The 23933-nt window shown below is 53.9% G+C and carries 23 protein-coding genes; 7 read left to right on the top strand and 16 right to left on the bottom strand.

Going from position 1 to position 23933, the window contains the following annotated elements:
- Positions 1–78 precede the first annotated feature (78 nt).
- Complete coding sequence (locus AC4EYZ_RS21140) at positions 79–507, bottom strand: DUF3617 domain-containing protein (protein WP_022522778.1); 429 nt, start codon at positions 505–507, stop codon at positions 79–81.
- A 147-nt stretch (positions 508–654) separates the two neighbouring features.
- Here AC4EYZ_RS21140 and AC4EYZ_RS21135 point away from each other — a divergent pair, with 147 nt between their 5' ends.
- On the top strand, positions 655–864 hold the full coding sequence (locus tag AC4EYZ_RS21135; RefSeq protein ID WP_027958413.1) for a zinc ribbon domain-containing protein: 210 nt from the start codon (positions 655–657) through the stop codon (positions 862–864).
- Between the two features lie 6 nt (positions 865–870).
- Here the strand turns inward: AC4EYZ_RS21135 and AC4EYZ_RS21130 are convergent, their stop codons facing one another.
- From AC4EYZ_RS21130 to AC4EYZ_RS21115, 4 genes are all read right to left on the bottom strand, one after another.
- Positions 871–1698 (bottom strand): ABC transporter permease subunit, encoded by an 828-nt coding sequence (locus tag AC4EYZ_RS21130; RefSeq protein ID WP_027958412.1) that lies wholly within the window; start codon positions 1696–1698, stop codon positions 871–873.
- Positions 1698–2606 (bottom strand): ABC transporter permease subunit, encoded by a 909-nt coding sequence (locus AC4EYZ_RS21125; RefSeq protein ID WP_027958411.1) that lies wholly within the window; start codon positions 2604–2606, stop codon positions 1698–1700. The genes AC4EYZ_RS21130 and AC4EYZ_RS21125 overlap by 1 nt, the downstream gene beginning before the upstream one ends.
- Before the next feature lie 68 nt (positions 2607–2674).
- On the bottom strand, positions 2675–3856 hold the full coding sequence (locus tag AC4EYZ_RS21120) for an ABC transporter ATP-binding protein (RefSeq protein ID WP_027958410.1): 1182 nt from the start codon (positions 3854–3856) through the stop codon (positions 2675–2677).
- Between the two features lie 101 nt (positions 3857–3957).
- Positions 3958–5061 (bottom strand): polyamine ABC transporter substrate-binding protein, encoded by a 1104-nt coding sequence (locus tag AC4EYZ_RS21115; RefSeq protein ID WP_022522773.1) that lies wholly within the window; start codon positions 5059–5061, stop codon positions 3958–3960.
- A 387-nt stretch (positions 5062–5448) separates the two neighbouring features.
- On the opposite strand from AC4EYZ_RS21115, the gene ahpC reads away from it, so the two are divergent.
- Both ahpC and ahpF read left to right on the top strand, forming a co-directional pair.
- Positions 5449–6012 carry an alkyl hydroperoxide reductase subunit C gene (gene ahpC / locus AC4EYZ_RS21110; RefSeq protein WP_027958409.1) on the top strand — a complete coding sequence of 188 codons (564 nt, stop codon included), beginning with the start codon at positions 5449–5451 and terminating at the stop codon, positions 6010–6012.
- A gap of 173 nt (positions 6013–6185) precedes the next feature.
- Positions 6186–7742 (top strand): alkyl hydroperoxide reductase subunit F, encoded by a 1557-nt coding sequence (gene ahpF / locus AC4EYZ_RS21105; RefSeq protein ID WP_161463666.1) that lies wholly within the window; start codon positions 6186–6188, stop codon positions 7740–7742.
- Between the two features lie 97 nt (positions 7743–7839).
- Here ahpF and phaC read toward each other — a convergent pair whose 3' ends face one another.
- The 5 genes from phaC to prmB form a co-directional block, all read right to left on the bottom strand.
- Positions 7840–9747, bottom strand: a complete 1908-nt coding sequence (gene phaC / locus AC4EYZ_RS21100; RefSeq protein WP_490204001.1) for a class I poly(R)-hydroxyalkanoic acid synthase — start codon at positions 9745–9747, stop codon at positions 7840–7842.
- A 118-nt stretch (positions 9748–9865) separates the two neighbouring features.
- Positions 9866–10276, bottom strand: a complete 411-nt coding sequence (locus AC4EYZ_RS21095) for a phasin family protein (protein WP_007113285.1) — start codon at positions 10274–10276, stop codon at positions 9866–9868.
- 253 nt (positions 10277–10529) lie between these two features.
- Positions 10530–11051 carry a hypothetical protein gene (locus AC4EYZ_RS21090; protein WP_022522768.1) on the bottom strand — a complete coding sequence of 174 codons (522 nt, stop codon included), beginning with the start codon at positions 11049–11051 and terminating at the stop codon, positions 10530–10532.
- A 62-nt stretch (positions 11052–11113) separates the two neighbouring features.
- Complete coding sequence (gene aroC / locus AC4EYZ_RS21085) at positions 11114–12205, bottom strand: chorismate synthase (RefSeq protein ID WP_053857021.1); 1092 nt, start codon at positions 12203–12205, stop codon at positions 11114–11116.
- A gap of 13 nt (positions 12206–12218) precedes the next feature.
- Complete coding sequence (gene prmB / locus AC4EYZ_RS21080) at positions 12219–13178, bottom strand: 50S ribosomal protein L3 N(5)-glutamine methyltransferase (RefSeq protein ID WP_009287957.1); 960 nt, start codon at positions 13176–13178, stop codon at positions 12219–12221.
- A gap of 176 nt (positions 13179–13354) precedes the next feature.
- Between prmB and AC4EYZ_RS21075 the strand changes: the two genes are divergently transcribed.
- On the top strand, positions 13355–13924 hold the full coding sequence (locus tag AC4EYZ_RS21075) for a Smr/MutS family protein (RefSeq protein WP_022522766.1): 570 nt from the start codon (positions 13355–13357) through the stop codon (positions 13922–13924).
- 3 nt (positions 13925–13927) lie between these two features.
- Here the strand turns inward: AC4EYZ_RS21075 and AC4EYZ_RS21070 are convergent, their stop codons facing one another.
- The 4 genes from AC4EYZ_RS21070 to AC4EYZ_RS21055 form a co-directional block, all read right to left on the bottom strand.
- Positions 13928–14959 (bottom strand): patatin-like phospholipase family protein, encoded by a 1032-nt coding sequence (locus AC4EYZ_RS21070; RefSeq protein ID WP_022522765.1) that lies wholly within the window; start codon positions 14957–14959, stop codon positions 13928–13930.
- A gap of 15 nt (positions 14960–14974) precedes the next feature.
- The gene (locus AC4EYZ_RS21065; RefSeq protein ID WP_022522764.1) at positions 14975–15892 is read right to left on the bottom strand and encodes an alpha/beta fold hydrolase; all 918 of its coding nucleotides are present in this window, start codon (positions 15890–15892) and stop codon (positions 14975–14977) included.
- A gap of 278 nt (positions 15893–16170) precedes the next feature.
- Positions 16171–18762 (bottom strand): ABC transporter permease, encoded by a 2592-nt coding sequence (locus AC4EYZ_RS21060; RefSeq protein ID WP_022522762.1) that lies wholly within the window; start codon positions 18760–18762, stop codon positions 16171–16173.
- Positions 18759–19559, bottom strand: a complete 801-nt coding sequence (locus tag AC4EYZ_RS21055) for an ABC transporter ATP-binding protein (protein ID WP_022522761.1) — start codon at positions 19557–19559, stop codon at positions 18759–18761. Before AC4EYZ_RS21055 ends, AC4EYZ_RS21060 begins: the two co-directional genes overlap by 4 nt.
- Before the next feature lie 76 nt (positions 19560–19635).
- Here AC4EYZ_RS21055 and AC4EYZ_RS21050 point away from each other — a divergent pair, with 76 nt between their 5' ends.
- From AC4EYZ_RS21050 to AC4EYZ_RS21040, 3 genes are all read left to right on the top strand, one after another.
- Complete coding sequence (locus tag AC4EYZ_RS21050) at positions 19636–20340, top strand: arylesterase (RefSeq protein ID WP_022522759.1); 705 nt, start codon at positions 19636–19638, stop codon at positions 20338–20340.
- Positions 20341–20426: 86 nt separating this feature from the next.
- Entirely contained in the window at positions 20427–21128 is a 702-nt protein-coding gene (locus AC4EYZ_RS21045) for a transglutaminase-like cysteine peptidase (RefSeq protein WP_009287953.1), read from the top strand.
- A 14-nt stretch (positions 21129–21142) separates the two neighbouring features.
- Positions 21143–23044 carry a bifunctional diguanylate cyclase/phosphodiesterase gene (locus AC4EYZ_RS21040; protein WP_022522758.1) on the top strand — a complete coding sequence of 634 codons (1902 nt, stop codon included), beginning with the start codon at positions 21143–21145 and terminating at the stop codon, positions 23042–23044.
- A gap of 23 nt (positions 23045–23067) precedes the next feature.
- Here AC4EYZ_RS21040 and AC4EYZ_RS21035 read toward each other — a convergent pair whose 3' ends face one another.
- Positions 23068–23388 (bottom strand): hypothetical protein, encoded by a 321-nt coding sequence (locus AC4EYZ_RS21035; protein ID WP_022522757.1) that lies wholly within the window; start codon positions 23386–23388, stop codon positions 23068–23070.
- 52 nt (positions 23389–23440) lie between these two features.
- The gene (locus AC4EYZ_RS21030; RefSeq protein WP_022522756.1) at positions 23441–23917 is read right to left on the bottom strand and encodes a hypothetical protein; all 477 of its coding nucleotides are present in this window, start codon (positions 23915–23917) and stop codon (positions 23441–23443) included.
- Between the last annotated feature and the right edge of the window lie 16 nt (positions 23918–23933).

Here is a 23933-nt window from a genome sequence, read left to right as displayed (position 1 = left end):
GCGTCGCTGCGCTCCTCGCAATGACGACCTCAATGAAAAAGGGTGCCTGTTGGCACCCTTTGAAAAGAGAGCTAGCGATTACTCACACTCGCCAAGATACTCGCCTTCAATCACGGTATTCATGCTCAGCTCACCCATGGGGGACTGGGTAAGGATATCGACGCTGCCTTCGATACGCTCGCCCATAAAACGCATTTCGCCATCGATGGTAGCTTCGCCACCCTCAGCGCGACACACCATGCTGTAGCTTAGACCGTCCGCATTCAGCTCCTGGTCGAGCAGCTCGCAGCCTTCTTCTTCCTCGATGAAGCCAAATTCAGCTCCCTCAAGCTCTTCCTGACTAATACACTGGCGCTCGGTTTCCGTTTGATCCGGAATTTCCATCTCGCCGGTGACGCTGGTTTTGCTCACAAACTCCCACTCACCAGCGGTGACATTGGGGGTTTCAGCCAACGCGACCATCGGAAAGGCCACTAGGGCCGCTACTGCCATGTTACGTAACATCATCGCTACTCTCGCTGCGTTGCTTTGGGAACTTAAATCCTGGGATATCCTACCTGATTCAATCCTACGATGCCCTACCCGACGACCACACTGCTACACTCATTGGGTAAGAAACTGATTTAGCGCATCCGCTATACAAGGTAGCCAACAATGCAAGACGACGCCCTGGTCAATTATGACTTCCACTGCCCCTACTGCGATTCGCCGCTGACCTTTCTGATTGATACGTCACAGGGCAGCCATGATACCTGGGAGGATTGCCATCAATGCTGCGCGCCCATCCAGCTACAGATCATCGTCTCACCGGTGACCGGAGAACTCGATAGCGTCGTCGCCGGGCGCGACGACGACGTTCTATAGTTTGATTTAAACTTCTCGTAGAGCAGCCTTCCGCCGGGTCTCATTACGTCGCATAAGAAACCACGCCAACAGTGTCGCCAGCGATACCGTTAGGATGATCAATGTAGCAAGCGCATTGATCTTCGGCGACACCCCCATACGCACCGAAGAAAACACCACCATCGGCAGCGTATTGGCCCCTGGCCCGGAAACAAAGCTGGCGATCACCAGGTCATCCAGGGAGAGGGTAAACGCCAGCAGCCAGCCTGCAGCCAGCGCGGGGGTAATGATCGGCAGCGTGATAGAAAAGAAGGTTTTCACTGGAGGTGAGCCCAAATCCATGGCGGCCTCTTCAATGGAGTGATCCACTTCCCGCAGCCGCGCAGCCACCACGACAGCCACATAGGCACTGCAAAAGGTGGTGTGAGCAATCCAAATGGTTGCCATGCCCCGATCGGCTGGCCAGCCGGTAATCTGCGCCATCTGCACAAATAGTAGCAGCAGCGAAAGACCGGTGATGACTTCGGGCATTACCAGCGGCGCCGTGACCATGCTCGACAGCGCCGTTTTACCACGGAAGTGGCCATAGCGTGTCATTACAAAGGCTGCCACGGTGCCCAGGCAAACCGCCATGCTGGCCGCGAAAAACGCGATGCGCAGGCTCGTCCATACCGCCGACAAAATCTGCTGATCACGAAACAGCTCGCCGTACCACTGGGTGGAGAACCCCGCCCACACCGTGACCAGTTTCGAGGCGTTAAACGAATACACCACCAGCACAAACATTGGCAGGTAAAGAAACAGCAGGCCAAGCACCAGCATGACCGTTGAGAAGCTCGGCCGTCGCATGCTCATTATTCAAGCTCCTTGGACTGGTAACGATGAAACCAGACTATCGGCACCAGTAACAGCAGTAGCATCACCATGGCCAGCGCCGACGCCACGGGCCAGTCGCGGTTGAGAAAGAACTCCTCCCACAGCACTTTGCCGATCATTAGCGTATCAGGGCCGCCCAGCAGTTCAGGAATCACAAACTCCCCTACCGCAGGTATGAACACCAGCATCGAACCGGCCACAATGCCGCCCGTAGAGAGCGGCAAGGTGACTTTGATAAAGGTATTGAACTTGCGCGAGCCAAGATCTGCAGCGGCCTCTAACAACGAGTTATCCATGCGCGTTAAGTGGGCATATAGCGGCAGCACCATGAACGGCAAGTAGGCATAAACAATGCCAATAGTCACTGAAAACTGGGTATTCATCATGCGCAGCGGCGAATCAATCAGGCCAATCCCTATCAACAGGTTATTGATTAACCCACTGTTGCTTAGAATTCCCATCCAGGCATAGACCCGAATCAAAAACGACGTCCATGACGGCAACATGACCAACAGCAGTAACAGCAGTTGCCAGCGTGCTGGGGCTCGGGCCATGGCATACGCCATCGGGTAACCGAGCAACAAACAGGCCAGCGTGGCAATAAACGCCGTTTTCACTGAGCCCCAATAGGCGGCGATATACAACGAATCTGAGAGCAGAAAGAGATAATTGCCCAGATTAAGAAAGACATGCAGCGTCTGATCGGCGTACTCAAGCAGCGGGCCATAGGGCGGAATCGCAATCGCCGCTTCGGAGAGGCTGATTTTGAGCACCAGCGCAAAGGGCAGTAAAAAAAACAGCATCAGCCACACGAGCGGAAACGCGATCACTGCTCGGCGCCCCAGCTGCAAGCGTTTGAGCAGTGCTGAAGAACGAGATAACTTCATTAAAGGCAGTCTCCTCGCGGTAAGGAATGCACCACTATCGCAATTCAAAACGTTAGCAGCTCAAGACGCTAGCGGTTCAAAACAATCGTACTGTGATCTTCCCAGTAGACATACACACTGTCTTCCCAGGTGGGTCGATCACCGCGACGCTCGGTATTGGCCATACTGACTTTAATGATCTGGCCCGACTGGGTGCGCACGTAGTAGAGCGAGAAACCGCCTAAATAGGCAATATCATCCACCTTGCCTTCTGCCCAGTTATATTCTGTTGTGGGTTTCTCGCGGGTTAGCCAGATTTTTTCAGGGCGCAGCGCGACCCAAACCCGCCGATTCGACGCCTGGGTGGTAATACCGTGGTCAATATAAATGGGCCGCTCGAGCGCGGGAGCGACGATGCGGCAGTGGTCAGCAGCATCTTCGCTAATCTCTCCTTCAAACAGATTCACCGTACCGACAAATTCCGCCACCATGCGGCTCACCGGGCTTTCATAAATATCGATCGGCGAGCCTATTTGTTCGATCCAGCCATCGGCCATGATCGCCACGCGGTCGGCCATGGTCATGGCCTCTTCCTGGTCGTGAGTGACCATAATGCAGGTAACACCCACCTGCTCAATGATCTCCACTACCTCTAGCTGCATTTCAGTGCGCAGTTTTTTATCCAGTGCGCCCATGGGCTCGTCTAACAGTAACAGTTTGGGCCGCTTGGCCAGCGAACGCGCCAGTGCTACACGCTGGCGCTGACCGCCAGAAAGTTGATGCGGTTTGCGCTTGGCAAAGCGCTCCATATGCACCAGCTTCAACATTTGCGCGACGCGAGCGTCGATATCCGCTTTGGGGAGCTTATCCTGCTTTAAACCAAAGGCAATATTCTGCGCCACCGTCATATGCGGAAATAGCGCATAGGACTGGAACATCATATTGATAGGCCGCTTGTGCGGAGGCATAGCGGTGATATTTTCACCGTCTAATAAAATACGGCCCTCAGAAGGAGTTTCAAACCCCGCCAACATCCTCAGCAGGGTTGATTTACCTGACCCGGAACCACCCAATAGCGCGAAAATTTCTCCGCGCTTAACCTGCAAATTGACATCATCCACCGCCAGCGCATCATCAAACCGCTTGCTTAAGCGTTTTACTTCCAGCACCACATCTTCAGCAAACCGCGGGGTTTTACCCTGGGGGCGCGACGAAGAAGGAGTGATTGGCGAAGCAGATGAAGGCTCGTTCGACAGGGGCGTAGTGACCATTCGCCACTCCCATCAAAAGGCCCGGCAATCCGGGCATTAAAAAAGACGAGCAGCGAGCCATAGAGAATTAACTCCAGGCTCGCCGTCGGATAAATGTCGGTTTAACGACCAGACTTTACGCGGTTCCAAATGCGCGTACGGGCACGCAGCACATCTTGAGGCTTTTCAGCCTGCACGTATAGGTTTTGCATGACCTCGGTTTCTGGGTAAATAGCCGGGTCATTGATGATTTCATCAGAGAGGTACTCATCGGCCGCCGCGTTAGGATTGGCATAACGCACGTACTCGGTAATTTCAGCAGCGATTTCCGGGTCAAGAATAAAGTTGATAAAGGCGTGAGCGTTTTCAGTATTAGGCGCATCGGCGGGTACTGCCATCATGTCGAACCAGAGCGCGGCGCCTTCTTTAGGAATGCTATAGGCGATGGTGAAATCTCGCCCTGCTTCTTCAGCACGATCGGCGGCCTGGAAAACATCACCCGAGTAACCAGCGGCCACGCAGATATCGCCATTCGCCAGATCGGACACATAGCGGGAAGAGTGAAAATAAGTCATGTCGTCGCGAACGTCGGCGATCAGTTCGCCAGCCGCTTCAATATCGTCCAGATTTTCACTCAGGGGATCAAACCCCAGGTACGCCATGGCGGGCGAGAGCATTTCATCGGCAGAGTCCAGCATCGACAAGCCGCAGCCCGCTTCGCTCAATGCAGCGGTTATTTCAGGATCAAACAGCAGTGCCCAACTATCTACCGGCGCGTCATCACCCAGAATTTCTTTTACCCGGTCAACGTTATAGCCGATCCCATTGGTGCCCCACATATAGGGAACCGAGTATTCGCTACCGGCGTCGATAGTTTCCAGGTTGGCCATCAGCTCGGGGTTGAGATTGTCTAAATTGGTTAGTAACTCATGGTTGAGCGGCTGAAAAACACCGGCTTTCACTTGGCGGGTAAAATAGTAGGTAGAAGGTACCACCACATCGTAGCCGGAACGCCCGGCGAGCAGTGCGGCATCCAAAATTTCATTGCTGTCATAAACGTCATAAGTCACTTCAATGCCGGTACGCTCGGTGAATTTTTCCAGCGTTTCCGGGGCAATGTAGTCTGACCAGTTAAATACCCGCACCTCTTCAGCGTGGGCAGCGCTAGCCGCTGCGGCGAATGAGATAGCCGCAACGGCCGCGGAAAGTTTGTGGATGTTCCCCATTATCACTGCTCCTGTTGTCTCAACTAGTCATTAAACAATTCAGCATTCACTAAACAATTCAGCCAAATATTTTGCCAAGTGTCTTCATACCAAGTGCGCCCTGCTGCTGCCGGCAACAGCCCTCAGCGGCTAACAATAGCGTAGGCCATATTACTGACCGTGCGAATTTTGCGGTGCAGTGACGCCTACCGCAAGCCAATGTGAAAAATTCTTGTATTTTGCCCTACCGACCCCATTAAGTAGCTAGTAAAACAGGATCTTGTGGTACGCCAATAGGGCAATGCTATTGGCTAGATGGCTTTTTTTAATTTTAGACATTAGTCGCTAGCCGTTAGCATTAGCACTACTTTATAAACCCTTCGCTCATGACAACTGGAGATTATCTGAATGTCCTTGATCAACACTGAAGTAAAACCGTTTAAAGCCACTGCTTACCTGAATGGCGAATTCGTCGACGTAAGTGAAGCTGATCTGCAAGGCCAGTGGTCTATTTTCTTCTTCTACCCGGCCGACTTTACCTTTGTTTGCCCCACTGAGCTGGGCGATTTGGCCGATCACTATGCCGAGTTCAAGAAGCTGGGCGTTGAGATCTACAGCGTTTCGACCGATACCCACTTCACTCACAAAGCATGGCACGACAGCTCAGAGACCATCGGCAAGCTGCAGTACCCAATGATCGCCGATCCGACGCTACGGATTTCACGTAACTTCGAAGTCTTGATTGAAGACGCGGGTCTTGCTGAGCGCGGCACATTCGTTGTCGACCCAGACGGTAAAATCCAAATTGTCGAAATCAACGCTGGCAATATCGGCCGTAACGCCGAAGAGCTGCTGCGTAAAGTGAAAGCCGCTCAATACGTTCGTGCCAACCCGAACGAAGTGTGCCCGGCTAAATGGAAAGAAGGCGAAGAAACGCTGGCACCTTCACTGGATCTTGTAGGCAAAATCTAAACCGCCTACGGCTTTCACGCGCTTGCTCTTATTTGCGTGGCGCAAGAGCGTGCAGGTTCAACGCCCGGGTTTCGCCCGGGCGTTCTGTTTTAAAACAGTTTTAAATTATTAATGATTAGCGCCGTCACACGCGTGTATTTAATACGTCTGTTACTTGCGAGGAAGCTACTGTCATGCTGGACGCCAATTTAAAATCCCAGTTAAAAGCGTATCTGGAAAAAGTGACTCAGCCGTTCGAGATCGTTGCCTCCCTCGATGACGGTGCCAAGTCACAAGAACTACTCGGCCTGCTTGAGGACATCAGCAGCCTGAGCGATCAGATTACCCTACACAGCGATGGCCAGGACGACCGCACGCCATCGTTTGCGATTAACCGCCCGGGTGAAGAAACTGGCGTGGTGTTTGCCGGTATCCCCATGGGCCACGAGTTCACGTCGCTGGTGTTGGCACTGCTGCAAGTCGGCGGTCATCCGCCTAAAACGTCTGCTGAGCTACTCGACCAAATCAAAGCCCTCGACGGCGAGATGCTTTTCGAGACTTACTACTCGCTCTCGTGCCAGAACTGCCCTGACGTGGTTCAAGCGCTTAACCTCATGGCTATCTTCAACCCGAACGTTCGTCACGTCGCTATTGACGGGGCACTGTTTCAGGACGAAGTTGAGTCGCGGGAAATCATGTCGGTGCCAAGCATCTATCTGAACGGTAAGCCGTTCGATCAAGGCCGCATGACGCTTGAACAGATTCTGGCCAAGGTAGATACCGGTGCTGCCGAACGCGACGCCAAAAAGCTCAACGAGAAAGCCGCTTTCGATACGCTCGTCATTGGTGGTGGCCCGGCAGGCGCGGCGGCCGCCATTTACTCAGCACGCAAAGGCATTAACACCGGCATTGCCGCTGAGCGTTTCGGTGGTCAGGTGGCTGACACCATGGGAATTGAAAACTTTATCTCCGTTTCCCATACCGAAGGCCCCAAGCTAGTTAGCGCGCTTGAAGAGCACGTAAAAGATTACGAAGTCGATGTCATGAACCTGCAGCTTGCCACGGCGTTTAAAGCAGCCGAGGCGGAAGGTGGGCTGCACGAAGTCACCTTTGAGTCGGGTGCGACGCTTAAGAGCAAAACCCTGGTACTGGCGACGGGCGCCCGCTGGCGCGAAATGAATGTGCCCGGCGAACAGCAGTACCGCAACAAAGGGGTGGCTTACTGCCCTCACTGTGACGGTCCGCTGTTCAAAGGTAAGCGGGTAGCGGTGATTGGTGGCGGTAACTCTGGCGTTGAAGCGGCGATCGATCTGGCGGGTATTGTCGGCCATGTCACGCTCGTAGAGTTTATGGGTGAGATGCGTGCCGACGCGGTGCTGCAGAAAAAGCTCAAGAGTCTGCCTAACGTCGATATTATCCTCAACGCACAAACCACCGAAGTAACGGGCGATGGCAGCCGTGTGAATGGCTTGAACTATAAAGACCGCACGTCCGACGAGAGCAAATCCATCGCGCTGGAAGGCATTTTTGTTCAGATTGGTCTGGTGCCTAACACCGAGTGGTTGAAAGGCTCTCCGATTGAAATGACGCCCCGCGGTGAGATCATCGTCGATGCTCACGGTATGACATCCGTGCCCGGCGTCTTCGCCGCAGGCGATGTAACTACCGTGCCCTACAAGCAGATCATCATCGCCATGGGCGAAGGCGCCAAGGCATCGCTGGGTGCTTTCGACTATCTCATTCGAAACTGACAGTGGCGAAGAAAAGCCCGCTGACAAAAATGTCAGCGGGCTTTTTAGTGGGAGGGAGCTGCAGCTCGCGAAACCTTAGGCTATTCGCCTATGCCAATTACGAAGAAGACGGGATTTCCCCCAACACTTCAGGGATTGTCATCTTCACGTAGCGGCCCGGCGCAGGCTCAATAATGTTGAGTTCACCGTCCCCTGGTTGGCGCACGGGCACCATTTTTTCGCTATTGGCATAGCCATTGTCGGTCATCCATGCCTGCCAGTGAGGCCACCAGGAGCCTTCCTGAGCCGTAGCACTTGCAAGCCACTCCTCATGGCTTTCGGGCAGTGTGTCGTTAGTCCAGTAGCTATACTTGTTCTTATGGGGTGGGTTGACGATACCTGCGATATGCCCCGAGCCGCCTAGCACAAAGGTCACTGGCCCCTTGGGTAGCAACGCCCCATAGTAGGTGCTGTTCCATTTGGCGATGTGGTCTTCTTTGGTGGAGATAAAATAGCTGGGCGCCGACACCTTGCGCAGATCAATTTTCACGCCATCCAGCTCAATGCCACCTGGCTCAACCAAGCGGTTCTCTAAATACATATGGCGTAAATACCAGGCATGGGTACCTGCAGTTAAATTGGTACCATCAGTATTCCAGTAGAGTAGATCAAAGGCGGCAGGCGTCTCGCCCTTCAAATAGTTATTAATGTAGAACGACCAAAACAGATCATTCTCACGCAGCAAGTTGAAGGTGTAAGCCATTGAGCGGCCATCAAGGTAGCCCTTCGCCTCAAGAGTTTGCTCAATGCCTTCAACCACCCGCTCATTGAGAAATACGCCGATATCGCCAGGATCACGAAAATCCTGCAGCGTGGCCATATAGGTCACCGACTTTACTTTGCGCCCACGGCGGGTGCTGGTGAGGTACGCTACCGTAGATGCCGTTAACGTGCCGCCGACACAGTAGCTGAGAAGATTAACCGACTTCTCGCCGCAGGCCTGCTCGATAGCTTCTATCGCGCTGATCGGCCCCATCTGCATATAGTCGGCCCAGGTAATATCGCGCTGCTCCGGGCCAGGATTACGCCAGGAGATCAGGAACACCGTATGGCCCTGATCCACCAGCCACTTCACCATGGAATTATCTTCACGCAGATCGAGAATGTAGTACTTATTGATCCACGGCGGCACCATTAGCAATGGCGTTTTAAAGGTCTTTTCCGTCGTTGGCGTGTATTGGATCAACTGAATCAGTTCGTTTTCATACACCACTGAACCGGGCGTTACCGCTATGTTTTCGCCTACGCCAAAGGCGGCGCGGTCTGTCATGCGGACATTAATGCCTTCACCAGAGTTACCTAAATCTTCACGTAGACGGGCCAGACCATCCACTAGGTTTTGACCACGGGTTTCAATGGTGCAGCGCATGACCTCTGGATTGGTAGTTATAAAGTTAGTGGGCGCCATCGCGTTGACCAACTGGCGCGCGTAAAACATCAAGTTACGCTTCTGGGTTTCATCCAACCCACTTAAGTTTTCAACCAGCTCTTCCACCATCTGCGAGAACAGTAAGTACTGCTGCATAATGGCCATATAGTGGGGGTTTTGAGTCCAGGCTTCATCTTTGAAGCGACGGTCACTTTTAGCCGGGGTAATCAGCGGCGTTATTTGCTCGCCAGCCATGCCACGCAGGGCCTGTTGCCACAATAGCCACTGGTCTTGAAGCAAACGGTTCTGGGTTTCCCACAGCAGCGTAGGGTTTTGCATTAATGACTGAGCACCCGCTTCAAAGCTTTCACGCATATCACTGTAAATTGAGTCGGCGGCTTCACTGGGCGCAATACGGGAAAGCAGATCCTGCATCAATCCTTGGTACTGTTCGCTAATCTCTTTAAGCTGATTATTCCAGGCTTCAATTTCCTCTGGGGATAACCCTTCAGGCAGTCCTTGAGAAAGCCCTTCAGACAGGCTGTCAGATAGCCCTTGTGATATTGCCTGGAACGGATTGTGCCACGCTGACTGCATACTCATTCTCCCTACGCCTATCATCGGGCGCACCGACCACTTTGGCTATGTAAGCATATATAAATTAAAACTTATAAATGCATCGCGGCGCCCTTGGGCGCCGCGATGAGGTCACTAATCAGCTTTTGCGCGATGACTGACTAGAGGCTTTGGCAGGTTGCTCGCTTTTTGTAGCCGCCTTGGCTTGCTCGGACATTTGCTGACCGGCTTCGCTGAACATTTTTTCCATTTCAGACTTAAACTGCAGGCTCATTTCGCTCATGACGCGCGCGTCTTCCTGCATCTGCTGGGAAAGCTCGTTCATCATTTCAGCTTGCTTGGTGCCGAAATCACGCAGGCTTTCTGCGTCTTGAATTTCAGTGGCGCTACGAATGCGCTCTGTACCCATCTGGCTGTAGCGCTTCATGGCTTCCAGCTGATACTGGGTCATTTTTTCCATGTTGTTGAGCATCAGCGAATTAATTTTACGCATGGGCTCAAACATTTGCTTAGTTTGGGCGTTGAAGGCGTCCATCATATTGTCTTGCATAGTGTCTGCTCCTGTTTAGTTCCTTGGCATGAGCCTTGGAGTGACTCATCGTGATGTAGCTTGTCTTGCCTTGATTTGCTGCACTGCAAAAAGAGTAGTCCCTGGCATGCTGCATTGCAACAGCGACACTGTTTTAAGTAGCTGCATTCAGTAACGCTGCAAAACGTCTCCGCATTGCCTCTCTCACATCGCCATCAGCGATCTTTCAATCCACTTCCCCACAATCTATTTTTGCCAGTCTATCGTTACTGATTTATGAATCACTGCGCTTGGATGTTGAACGTGTGCTTGAGCCGGAACGGGAGCGCGACGACGCTGTTGACTTGGCCTTACCACCACTACTGGTACTTTTATTGGCACTACTATTATTAGTACTGCTCGCCCTGGAACTCGCCGCACTGCTTTTAGAGCTGGTGTTACCACCCTGTTCAGCCGCACTGCCGTTAGACGAGGACGCACTAGTGGCATTAGTGCTGGCGCTGCCCGCTTGGCGCAACATATCCAGCATCATTTGCTGATAAGTGCCGAAGTTGGCTAGCCCTTGAGACAGTCCTTCAGATAGCCCTTGAGACAGTCCCTGCGAGAGCCCTTGCTGCATCATCGGCTGCTGGAGAAAGGGCCTCATAAGACTCATGGGGTCGTAGCCCTCTACCCCAGACTCCATTTGCCGCTGGATATTTTCCAGCAGGTTTTTCTGGAAAGCTTCGACATCCGGCAGACCCAGAGATTGGCGAAATTCGTCCGGGGTAAGATCAAATTCAACGTTAATCTTCATAGGCGGCTCCTGCACTGTTTTGTTTGAGTGTAGCAGTGAACTGCAAACCTCACCGTATTGCGCTAGCGCTGGGTTAAACGCGGCGTATCAACGCTCACCTCACTATTTTGGCCGCGATGACGCAGCCAGTGATCCAGCAACGTAATCGCCATCATCGCCTCAGCGATGGGCGTTGCGCGAATACCCACACAGGGGTCGTGACGCCCTTTGGTAATCACTTCGACGGCCTGTCCATGGATATCGATAGAGCGGCCAGGCGTGGTAATGCTGGACGTCGGTTTTAGCGCCAAACGAGCCACAATGGGTTGGCCGCTGGAAATACCGCCCAGCACGCCACCAGCATGATTGGAGAGAAAGCCTTCAGGCGTCATCTCGTCACGGTGTTCACTGCCCCGCTGAGCGACACAACCAAACCCTGCGCCTATCTCCACACCTTTTACCGCATTAATACTCATCAAACCATGCGCCAGGTCAGCATCCAGGCGGTCAAACACCGGTTCGCCCAGCCCTACCGGCACCCCTTCGGCAATCACGGTGATCTCAGCACCTACCGAATCCTGATCGCGGCGCAGCTGATCCATGTAGGCTTCCAGTTCTGCTACGCGCTCCGGGTCAGGGCAGAAAAAGGCATTTTGACCCACCGCTTCCCACTGTTTGAAATCAATCTTGATGGGGCCTAGCTGGCTCATATAACCGCGAATCTGAACACCTTGGGCGGCCAAATATTTCTTGGCAATCGCCCCTGCCGCCACTCGCATAGCGGTTTCACGGGCGCTGGAGCGCCCACCGCCGCGGTAGTCACGGTGGCCATATTTATGGTGGTAGGTGTAATCCGCATGCGCTGGCCGAAACTGCTCTTTGATTTTTGAGTAGTCGTTAGAGCGCTGATCGGTATTTTCGATTAACAGGCCAATAGAGGTGCCGGTGGTCTTGCCTTCAAACACCCCTGACAGGATGCGCACCTGATCAGGTTCTTTGCGCTGGGTAGTATGCCGCGAACTGCCCGGCCGACGGCGATCCAGATCATGCTGTAAATCTGCTTCGCTTAACGGTAACCCAGGCGGGCAGCCATCAACGATCGCGCCGAGCGCAGGGCCGTGACTCTCACCAAAGGTAGTGACGGTAAATAGTTTGCCAAACGTATTGCCAGACATGGCGATTAGTTCCTCACTGGAAAGACGCCACATGGGCGTCGAGTTCAGCGGCGCTCAAGGCAAATACGCCCTGGCCGCCACGCTCGAATTCAAGCCATAGGAAAGGCACGTCGGGAAACGCCGCTTCCACATGGCGATCAGAGTTGCCGACTTCTACGATCAGCCAACCCTCATCGGTTAGGTGTTCCCGCGCTTCACGGAGTATGCGCCGCACGATATCCAAGCCATCGCTGCCTGCCCCCAGTGCCAAGGAGGGTTCATGGCGGAACTCAGCAGGCATGGTGGCCAAGTCGCGGGCATCAACATAGGGCGGGTTGGAGACGATGAGATCAAAACGTCGACCTTCCAAGCCGCTGAATACATCCGATTCCACCGCTCGCACCCGGTCTCCCACATCATGGCGGGTAATATTTTGCCGTGCCACAGCCAGGGCATCCTGGCTGATATCAGCAAGCGCCACTTCACAAGTGGGCAAATAGAGTGCCGTAGCAATGCCGATACAACCGGAGCCAGTGCATAGATCCAGCACGCTAGCAGGCGGCTCTTCGGGAAACCAGGCGGCAAAGCCGTCTTCAATCAACTCGGCAATCGGCGAGCGCGGAATCAGCACGCGCTCGTCAACGCTAAACGGGTGACCGGCAAAGAAGCTCTCGCCGAGCAGATAAGGCAGCGGGCGGCGGGTGGTAACACGCTCCCGCGCCAGGGCAATAATCCGCTGACGCTCCACGGGCAGCAGCCGCGCCTCTAGCACACTGGGGTCGATATTCCACGGCAGGTGCAGCGCGCCCAAGCAGAGTGCCACCGCCTCATCCCAGGCAGAATCGGTACCATGGCCATAGTGCAGGCCCGCCAGATAAAACTCGCTGGAGACCCAGCGCAGGTAGTCGCGCAGCGTAAAGAGCTGGCTCACCAGCAACGACTCCGACAGGGAAAGGGTTGAGTGAGAATGCTCAACATTTAGATGCGTGGTCACAGCGGCTCCTGGTTAACGATAATCATGACTGCAGGCAATAGAACCTGAGCCATATGACGAATAAAAGATTGTACCTTTCACGCCGCCCGGTTCACAGCAACGCTCAGCCCGCTATACTGTGCTTCTTTAACTGATTCACCCGTGCTACCCCCATTTTTCTACCACCCGAGCCTGACATGACGCGACACCGCCACCTGCCAAATGATGACGATATCAGTGCCTTCCGCGACGCCTTGAAGGCGGCGGGGGTACGCCCTATCGCCACCAATCAGGCCGACCCTGGCAAACCCAAGCGCGACGTTAAGGCCCATGAAGCACGGCGCAACGCGGCGGTTGAGAGCAGCGCCCCTCAATCCAGCGGGCGCACTTCGGATGGCCGGGTGGAAGCCGTGCGCCCCTCAGAGTACCTCGAGTTCAGCGTGCCCGACTTGCCATGGCGCACGTTTAGCCAGCTAAAGCGCGGCCAAACCGCATGGCAGGCGGGGCTTGATCTGCATGGCTATACGCTGGAGGAGGCCCGCACGGAGTTGGAGAGTTTTCTGCGTGATTCAGCGGGGCAAGGTCTGCGCTGTGTGCTGGTGGTGCATGGCAAAGCGTGGGGCACCACCTCTGATTTTCCTGTACTCAAAAGCCATACCAATACCTGGCTACGGGAGTGGCCGGGGGTGTTGGCGTTCTGCTCGGCCATCGATCTCGATGGTGGCACTGGGGCAGTGTACATCCTACTGCGCAAGCGGGGTCAGTAGCCGTTACTCGGTAGCATCGGAAGCGATACTGGGCATCCGGCGTTCCAGCGCTTCATCTGCCAAGTGGCGACCAAGGCGAATCAAATCTCGGCCCCGGTAAAATTCGTAAGTACTACACACCGTTTTGGGGATTTCGATCAGCACATCGGGTGGATATCCTGCCACTTTGTACTTGGCCAACGCCGCCTGGGTAATATCGAATGACTCCAAAATCATATCGAGCTTGCTCCACTCGCGCTTGCCGCGCGCTTCAGTGGTTTCTTCTAGCTCTTTGTCGTCGCTCTCCCCGTTTGCGCCATCACCATTGGCACCCAGCCCTGCCCACAGTTTTTGGGTAGCTGCGCGTACATCGCCTATCCAACTGCTCATGCGTTGATCGCGGTCGATCTCGCTTTGGGTGCGGCTATCGGCTTCTTCCTCCTCTTTAGGCAGTAACTCCTCCAAGGTCACCGGCAACGGGCTATGGGCAGTCACATTAACCGCTACCACAAAGTCTGCTTGGTGCGCGGCTACCATAGGCATAATCGGCAGCGGGTTGAGCAGCCCGCCATCCACCAGCACCTGCTCGCCCAGATGAACAGGGGTTATAACACCCGGCACGGCCATTGAGGCACGAATCGCCTGCAGCAAGGGGCCACTTTGAAACCACACTTCCCGTTGCCGCACCAGGTCTGTCGCTACCGTGGTGACGGGGATCGCTAGGTCTTCTATCAGAATATCGCCGACCAGAGCTTCCAGTTTGCTCATGACTTTGCTGGCACGCATCGCCCCCATTGAGCTCCAGGTTACGTCAACCAGTTTGAGCACATCCAGGTAGTCGAGTTGACACACCCAGTCACGGTATTCAGGCAGCTTACCCGCGGCATAAATACCGCCAATCACTGCGCCCATTGAACACCCTGATACGGCAATAATTTCGAATCCCCGCGCCTCCAGTGCTTCGATCACGCCGATATGCGCGTAGCCACGGGCACCACCGCTGCCCAATACCAGAGCGACTTTATTGCCACTGCTCACGTGAGCCAATTCATTCATGCTGCGTTCCCTCCCTTAAACGGCACCAGTGTTACCCCAGTGAGTGCCGATAACCGTGGCAACTTGCGCCACTGCTCTAGGCTCCAAGTGTAAATGGTGGCCCCCCTTGAGCACTTTTCGGGTTAATCCTTTGACCGCTTGCCGTGCCTCTTGAGCCCATTGGCGCTCGCCTAAAATTCCCTGCTCGCCTTCTATCAATAGCAGCGGTGCGTTAATTTCCGCCAGTAGCGATAGCACTTGCTGAGGGGTAAAGCGCACCAGGGACGGCTTCAGTAACCGGCTGTCGGTGCGCATTTGCACATGACCATCAGCAGTAGGCTGGGTGTTACGCTCTACTAGCGGCGTTGCCGTGATGCTATCCAGCGGCGTGACCCCGCCTGCAACACGCGCAGCAATGGCACTCTCGATATCGGGGTAACGCGGCGCTCGTGACAGCGGCCGACGGTAGGCTGTAAGCCCCTTACGCAGCTGGCTGGCGGTCTCTTCAATGGGTGTATTGAGCGCCCCAAGTCCATCAATCAGCGTTAGCCGCTCGACGCGTTCGGGTAACGAAGCGGCGAGCAAGCAGGCCACTGCCGCCCCCATGGAATGGGCCAGTAAGCTGGTTTGCTCCAGCCCCAAGGACTCCATGGCATCCAATACATCATGGCAATAGTCCCAAAGAGCATAGTCGCATAAGGCATAGTCACCGCCCTGTGGCGCGTGTGCCGAATGACCATGGCCGCGAAAATCCAGCGCCACAATACGAATATCCAACGCCTCGACCAACAGCGGGGCTAACCGGGTAAAGCTGGCCGCATTATCCAGCCAGCCGTGTAAGGCTAACCAGGTTGGGGCGTCAGCACGCCCCCAGCTCAGCGCCGCTAAGCGTCCTTGGGCAAGTGAAAGCGGCTTTGGCGCAACAGAGAGCGCTACCGGGGTGATTTGGGGCATAGAGTAACAGTCCTGAATAAACAGCTAATGATCCTGAACGAACGGTCGCGTCACTGGATCAGTAAGATGACGGCGCAGACGACAAACGTTACCATGCTAGGCATATTTTACTTCAACCTTGTACTTAACATTGTACTTAACACTGTATTGGTGCCGTTATGAAACCACGTCGTGATACCCGCGCCCGTAATCTGGTCTTTTTTGTAGCTGTCATCAGCGCCACCGTCGTCGGTTTTTGGCTGGCCCGCTGATTCATGAGTCGTCAAATCCTCACCGGATTAAGCTTCACCCAGTAGGCCGAGGCTGGCTGCCGGCGCTTGGCGACGCAACCCCCGCGAAAGCGCATGCCCAATGACACCGATCAATAGCGCCCCGCCAACGGGAAGGAAAACCCATAGTCCCAGGTGCAAACGCGGGGTGAGATCCAGCAGGTAAATATACAGTACGGCCGAGGTTAGCTCCGCAAGTATTGCGCCCATCAAACCACTGGCAAAACCCAACAGCGCGTACTCGGCCCCCTGTACCCGTGAAATCATTCTGCTGCCTGCGCCAAATACGCGCAGTAGGCCGCTTTCATGGGCACGCACCGGGCGGCTTGCGGTCAGCGCGGCATACAGCACGCTAATCCCTGCCAGTAGCACCAAGGCGAGCACCAACTCCACTGCCCGGGTGACCTGGGCAAGCACATCCCGCACCTGACCTAAAATCGCGTCCACATTAAGCAACGAGACGCCTGGGAAGTCGGTGATCAGCTCACGAATCAGTCCCTGTTCCGCGTCTGGCAGGTGAAAAGCGGTGATGTAACTATGGCCAAACTGCTCCAGCACGCCCGGCGGGAAAATAACGAAGAAATTAGGCTGGAAGCTATCCCAATTCAGACTGCGCAGGCTGGTAATTTGGGTAGTGATCTCGTCGCTACCCACCGAGAAGGTCATCTCATCACCAATGCTTAGCCCAAGCCTTTCGGCGAGCCCATCCTCCATTGAAATGGGCACAGGCCCCGACTGTGGTGTTGCCTCCACGGCACTCATCCAGCCTTGGCTTTCATCGCTGCTCTCACTGCCTGAGTTGCTACCCAGCTGCGCTGGCGTGAACCACTCGCCAGCCACCACTTGGTTGCCTTCTGGCACTTCAGATTGCCAAGTAAGGTTGAGCTCACGACGCAGTGAGTTGTCGCCACGGGCATCCGGTGGTACGGCATCGGTGGGAGGCTGATCGTTAATCGCAATGACGCGCCCGCGCACCATTGGATAGAGAGTGCTTCGGGTTTCTACACGCGGCGAAACGGCCGCTTCAAAAGGGTCGCGTTCTGAAGGTTGGATATTGATGGCAAAGTAGTTGGGCGTATTTTCAGGCAGTTGGTCTTGCCACGTGCTTAGCAGGTCGCCACGCACCAAGACAATCATTGCCATGGCAAAGAAGGTCACCGAGAAGGCCAGCAACTGCCCTAGACCCGCTTGACGACGCCTTGCCAATTGACGGCCACCCAAACGTAGCGCCTGTGACCATTCACTGCGCCCAGAAAAACGCTGAACAACGCGTAGTAAGCCGCTTAGCAACAAGGCGCTAATCATCCACAGCACACCCAGCAGCAGCGCCCCGCCGATTAACAGTCCGATCGCCAATGGTAGGCTACCTGAGTAGAGCCATAGCAGCCCGCCAAACACGATACTGGCCACGCCGACAACTAACCAAGCCGAAGGCGGCAATGGGTCGAGCTCACGGCGCAGCACTTTTAACGCGCTGACCCGTTTAATCCGTAGCAGCGTGGGGCCAGCAAACCCCACCAGCACGGCTAGGGCCGTAAACACGCCTAACCCCAACGGCATGAGACCAGGAGGCGGTAGCGTCATAGGTAGAAAGCTTACCAATAGCCAAATCAGTACCGCTTGACCAATGAGCCCAAGCAGCGCGCCAATGGCTGCTGCCACTAACGCAAGCCCCATTAACTGAAGGGTAAAGATGGTCACTAATTGGCGCTGACTTGCACCAAAGCAGCGCAGCAATGCCGCGGTATCCAAATGACGCTCGACATAGCGGCGAGTCGACATCGCAACCGCCACGCCCGCTAGCAATACCGCGGCTAAACCGGCTAACCCCAGATAACTTTCAGCTCGCTGTAAAGCATTGCCCAACTGTGGGCGGTCTACTCGTACGTCACGTACTTCTACCCCTTCGCGGCGTAGTTCGGCCAGCAGGCCTTGCACTTGATCAAGCGCCGCAGGTGAGCCCGCCGCTAAAATCTCAAACTCAATCCGCGAGCCTTCCTGCACTAGGCCAGTGGCTTCGACATCCGCAGTATTCAGCATTAAGCGTGGGTTAAAATTACCAAAACCGCCGGATTGATCCGCTTCACGCTCGATGATGCCCGTTACGGTGAGCTCGGTTTGTCCCACCTGGACGCGATCACCCAACTCGATCTCGACCAGTTCGATCAGCCGAGGGTCGGCCCATGCTTCTCCGGGCTGGGGGCCTGAGTCTATTTGCTCAGTGCCATTTCCAAAATCGACATGAGAAACACCGTAGTGAGGGTAGACGTCATCCACGGCCTTTAAACTAGCCGGTTGAAAACGCCCGTCGCGGCTAATCATCGACACCAAGTCGACTTGATCACTGAGTATAAAACCGGCGCTTTCAAGGCGCTCTCGCAGCTCGGCTGAAAACGGATCACGCTGTTCCAGCACCAGATCACCGCCCAGCATCTGCCCTGCCTGGCGCTCCAAGCCGCGCTCTAGACGATCCAGAAAAAACGCGATCATGGTGGAAGCTGCGACGGCCAATACCAGGGCAATAAAGAGCGCGCGTACATCGGCTGCACGCAGGTCTCGCTTAAGGCTGCGCATGGCTAAACGCCAATTCACATCACTCATTGCGCCCCCTCATCAATCGAAGCGGCAGTTGGTACGATGTTTTCAAGTACGGCTTCTAACTTGCCATGATCTAACCGCAAGCAGCGATCGCAGCGCCGCGCCAAGGCGTGGTCGTGAGTAACCAGAATAAGCGTAGTGCCCGCCTCATGGTTGAGCTGGAAGAGCAGATCTATGACTTGCCCACCGGTATCCGGATCCAGGTTGCCGGTGGGCTCATCAGCAAATACCAGCTCGGGGTCGGTCACGAAAGCACGCGCCACGGCAACGCGCTGCTGCTCGCCGCCGGAAAGCTGTTTGGGTAAGTGGTTCACTCGCTCACCAAGCCCAACACGCTCCAACCACTGAGCTGCAGTTTGCGTTTCCCCGGCGCGGGGCGATAATTCAAGGGGCAACATGACGTTTTCAAGCGCGCTCAAAGTGGGCAGCAATTGAAAGTTCTGGAACACAAAGCCTACTCGTCCGGCACGCAGCGCTGCTCGACCATCTTCATCCAAACGGCTTAATGCGTGTCCAAACAGCGTTAGTTCACCGTCGCTTGGCGTATCAAGACCCGCTAATAGCCCCAAAAGCGTTGATTTACCCGCACCGCTCTTACCCAGAATCGCTACGCTCTCTCCCGCCGCTACGCTCAGCGACAGGTCGTGTAAGATGGTGAGCGAGCGTTCACCGCTGGTGACTTTTTTAGAAAGTTTGTCAGCGTGCAGCACGGCTTGCCTAACAGTGCCGCGGGGAACATCGGCTACCGCTTGGTTGTCGGTAGTAGCTTGGCGCTCACCTTGGGATGCCTCGCTCGACATGGATATATCCGTAGCAGCATTGGCAGCTTTATCTAAGGAGCTTGAACTTGAAGAGTTTGAACTTGAGGAATAAGACATGAAGCGTGGCATCCCTATGGCATGGCATGGACTGAACCGAATGGTAACCGGATGGCTGGTGCTGCTGATAGTCACCTTTGCCTCATCGTCTATCAACGCAGAGCCTGTCAACGCAGACACAAACCCAGGCCCCACCCTGCTGGTGATGGGTGATAGCTTAAGCGCCGCTTACGGCATAGAGCGTGATCAGGGCTGGGTGAACCTACTGGAAGAACGCTTGGGAGATGATGCCCAAGTCATTAACGCCAGCATTAGTGGTGAAACGACGTCTGGAGGATTACAAAGGTTCACTGACCTTCTCGGACAGCGGCAGCCGGATATTGTTCTCATTGAGCTGGGCGGCAACGATGGTCTACGCGGCTTATCACCCAATCAAATGCAGGCAAACCTAGCCAGTATGATTGAGCAGAGCCAAGACGCTGGTGCTCAGGTGCTGCTACTGGGGATCGATATCCCGCCTAACTATGGCCAAGCGTACCGAGACGCCTTCACCGGGGTTTTCCACTCGCTGGCGGAAGAGTATGACGTTTCCCTAGTGCCTTTTTTATTGGAGGATATCGCCCTGAACGAGGCGTTAATGCAGAGCGATGGCATTCACCCTACCGCCGATGCTCAGCCGATTATCCTCGACAATGTATGGCCCGAACTTGAGCCGCTCATTGAACCCCTATTAGAAACAACGCATCAGGCAGCGGTTCAATAACCTCAGCCTTTTGACTGAGAGGTGTAGCACTTCCACTCGTCAGCTTGTAATCTTAAGCCCTATTTGGCGGTTACTAACGGCGACTCATGCCTGCATCCTCGCATCACACTCCTACATTCTCGCGTCGACAGTTCTTAGCAACAGTCGGCGCGCTTTGGTTAGGCGCAGGTCTTGGCATTCATCCAACGCCTGCCGCAGCGTTTGATCCACAACGCCTACGCCAAAGCATGCAGCAACAGTATGGGCAGGCTGGTTTGTCCGTATTAGAGGAGTGGTTTAACCTGCTTCAACAGCTACAAAACCAAGACGTTCAAGCCAAGCTGCGTGGGGTTAATGACTTCTTTAATCGCCGCATCCGGTGGATTGACGATATCCAGGTGTGGGGGCAAGAGGATTATTGGGCTACGCCTTTGGAAGCAATGGGTAAAGGCCAGGGAGATTGCGAGGATTACTCCATTGCCAAGTACATTACCCTTAAACAATTAGGCATTACTAGTCAGTACCTACGCATGATTTATGTCCGTGCGCGCATTGGGCGTAGTCAAATTACCCAAGCCCACATGGTGCTAGGCTATTACTCGACCCCAGATGCAGAACCGTTGGTGCTAGACAATATTGTACCGTCTATCACCCCTGCCTCTCAGCGTACTGATCTCGACCCACTGTTTAGTTTTAATAGCGATGGACTTTGGGCAGGTGGTTCTTCTGAATCCCGCGCAGACCCATTGGCTCGGCTATCACGCTGGCGCAGCGTCATTGAACGTATGCAAACCCAGGGTTTCATTTAAGAGGAATTGGCACGATGTCACTTATCAAACAACTTTGGATTGCCATTATCGCCCTGCTGCTGCTGTCGTTCATTGGTAGTCTTGCCATTAGTATTACCACTAGCCGCGATTATATCGAACAGGAAGTGCGCATTAAGAACGCTGACAATGCTACCGCTCTGGCGCTTTCAATGAGCCAGCTCGATAAAGACCTTGTCACCCTCGAACTGTTAATCGCAGCTCAATTTGACACCGGCTACTACCGCCGAATCACCCTGCGCGATACGGACGATAGCGTACTTATTGAACGCTCCGCCGAAGAGTATAGTGGCGATGTGCCCGCCTGGTTTCGTCAGCTTATTGAGTTTGATGTGCCCAACGGCACCGCGACGATTCAAGATGGCTGGCGACAGTACGGTACGTTGGAGCTTGAGAGCCAACACAGTTTTGCCTACGCTTCTTTATGGCGCAGCATGCTGGAACTCGCTGCTTGGTTTTTACTTGCCGGAGTAATTAGTTTAGCGATTGCTACCGTGATCGTTCGTGGTATTAAGCACCCCCTTTCCCGCGTCGTCACTCAGGCGCAAGATATCAGTGCGCGGCGGTTTACCACTATTAAGGAGCCACGCACGCTGGAGTTACGCCAAGTCACTCAAGCAATGAACGTGCTTTCTGCCAATGTCCATCAGATGCTCAGTCATGAAAGCCATAAGCTGGACGAGTTACGCCGCCATTTACAGCATGACCGAGTCACCGGTGCGCTGAATCGCGACGTGTTTATGGGTAAGCTTTCGTCTCAATTGGGCAGTGAAGATGCCCGCGCAACGGGCATGTTGATTATGGTTCGCGTACAGGCATTAGAGTCACTCAATGAGCAGCTCGGCTACGCTGCCACAGACCAACTATTAAATACGCTGGTTACCCAGTTGGGGCAATTGGACAGCGCGTCGGCAGAACCAATGGTAGGCCGCCTTAACGGCAGCGATTTTATCTTTATGCTGCCGCTTATGGATGATGTAGAGGAGCTTCGAATTCAGGTGATGGCAGCGTTAGCCGAGGTAGCCGCCACGCAGCCCGACGTGGAGATTTATCTACCAACGGCGATTGTTCCTTATGCTCCACATGATGATCGCGGCACACTGTTAGCCACCCTGGATGACGCTTTGGCACAAGCCGAAAGCCTAACGTCCTTTGAACAGGTAGTCGTGCGTCAGCGCAAGCGTATTTCACTCTACAGCAGCCATGCCGAATGGCGAAATGCACTGGAAGCAGCAATCCTGGTTGGCCCTGAGTTAGCGTACTTCCCGGTAGTAGACGCTCACGGAGACATCATCCATTACGAATGCCCGGCTCGCTTACTGCTAGGTGGGGAGTGGCAAACCGCCGGAGTCTTTATTCCCTGGATCACCCGCTTTGAGATGGAGCCTGCACTTGATTTAGCCGTGGTCAAAAAAGCGCTCGCTAATCTAGAAGATGATCTAAAGCCGGTAGGCATTAACCTCTCTGCGGCATCGATCACTAATACACAGTTCGTTAACGAGCTACGGACTCTGTTGGCAGCACACCCACTATTGGCCAAGCAGCTCTGCTTTGAAGTGCCCGCCACGCTTAGCACGCACGCGATTGGTAGCTTACGAGGGCTTTGTACCGCCTTACGGCCCCTTGGTTGCACGTTTGGTATAGAGCATGTGGGGGCAGAGTTCACCAAACTTGCAGATTTACACGATGTGGGTCTTGCTTACTTAAAAATGGATAGCAGTCTTATTCACCAACTGCATGCTTCGAATGAGCAGCAAACCATTGTCCGCGGCATGGCTACGCTCTGCCATTCATTGGGCATTCAGGTGATAGGGGAAGGCGTTGCAGACGATGAGGAAATAGCCTGCCTGTTCCGCGTGGGTGTCGATGGAGCCACCGGACCAGGCGTACGCCTTTAACGCATAAACGCAATCGACGACGACTAGATAGTGTCGTCGTCGCTTAGCAAACCTACATCATTTTTAACCCGCAAGGACTTACGCTCCATCACTTTCGCCTGTGCAGCTTCCGGAAGGTCAGTGAAAGTGATGACTCCCTTGTTTAGTAACACCTCAAGAATATCTTCTACCACCCTCACAAACGCTAAGTCAGACGCTATAAAGTGTGCTGAGGATCCTGGCTGATCAGCAAGGAAAGCCAGTACCTCAGGTGAATCAGGATCAATCGTTTCGTTGCACTCTGACGTTGGCTCTTTGCTGAGCATCAGGATCTCGCCGGATGTATTACGTTTGGTGTAGAGCATAGATCACTCCCATGCAGGTTCACTGGCTACTAATGAGAATAGGTTCGATTCTTTATTTTTTCGCTAAACGAGCATTTTTTTCAGTTGCTAGATTTGTAAGATAGCCCTCATAGGTTTCATTATGGGTAATCTTTCTTACTTCTTTTCCCACTTGGCATGCCCATTTATTTCCACCACATATCAAAGCAGCTTGCGTAATTAGATCTACATAGGAGGAGCGCAGTATAAATGCTATGCTCGTTTCGTAGTCTCCCCCCTCCCTTTCCAACTGGGTTGCAACTTGCCAGTTAGAGATAGCATTCATCAACACTGAATTCATGTGTTCAAAATTCTTACGATAAAAAGTATTCCTTGGAAGCTTAATCAATATATCAAAAAAAAGCTTATTAATATCGTCGTCGCTAAGCACTTTATCCTTATCAATCAAGTCATCCCATTTATGAGCAACATCACAAATAATTTCTATATACTCAACGGCTAATTTATCACCTTTCATCCAACGTAAAAGCTGTATCTCATCAAAATACATATTCCCCCCTCACAAT

The organism is Vreelandella sp. 162(4c) (assembly GCF_058152265.1).
This window is presented reverse-complemented; position numbering and strand designations above follow the sequence as displayed.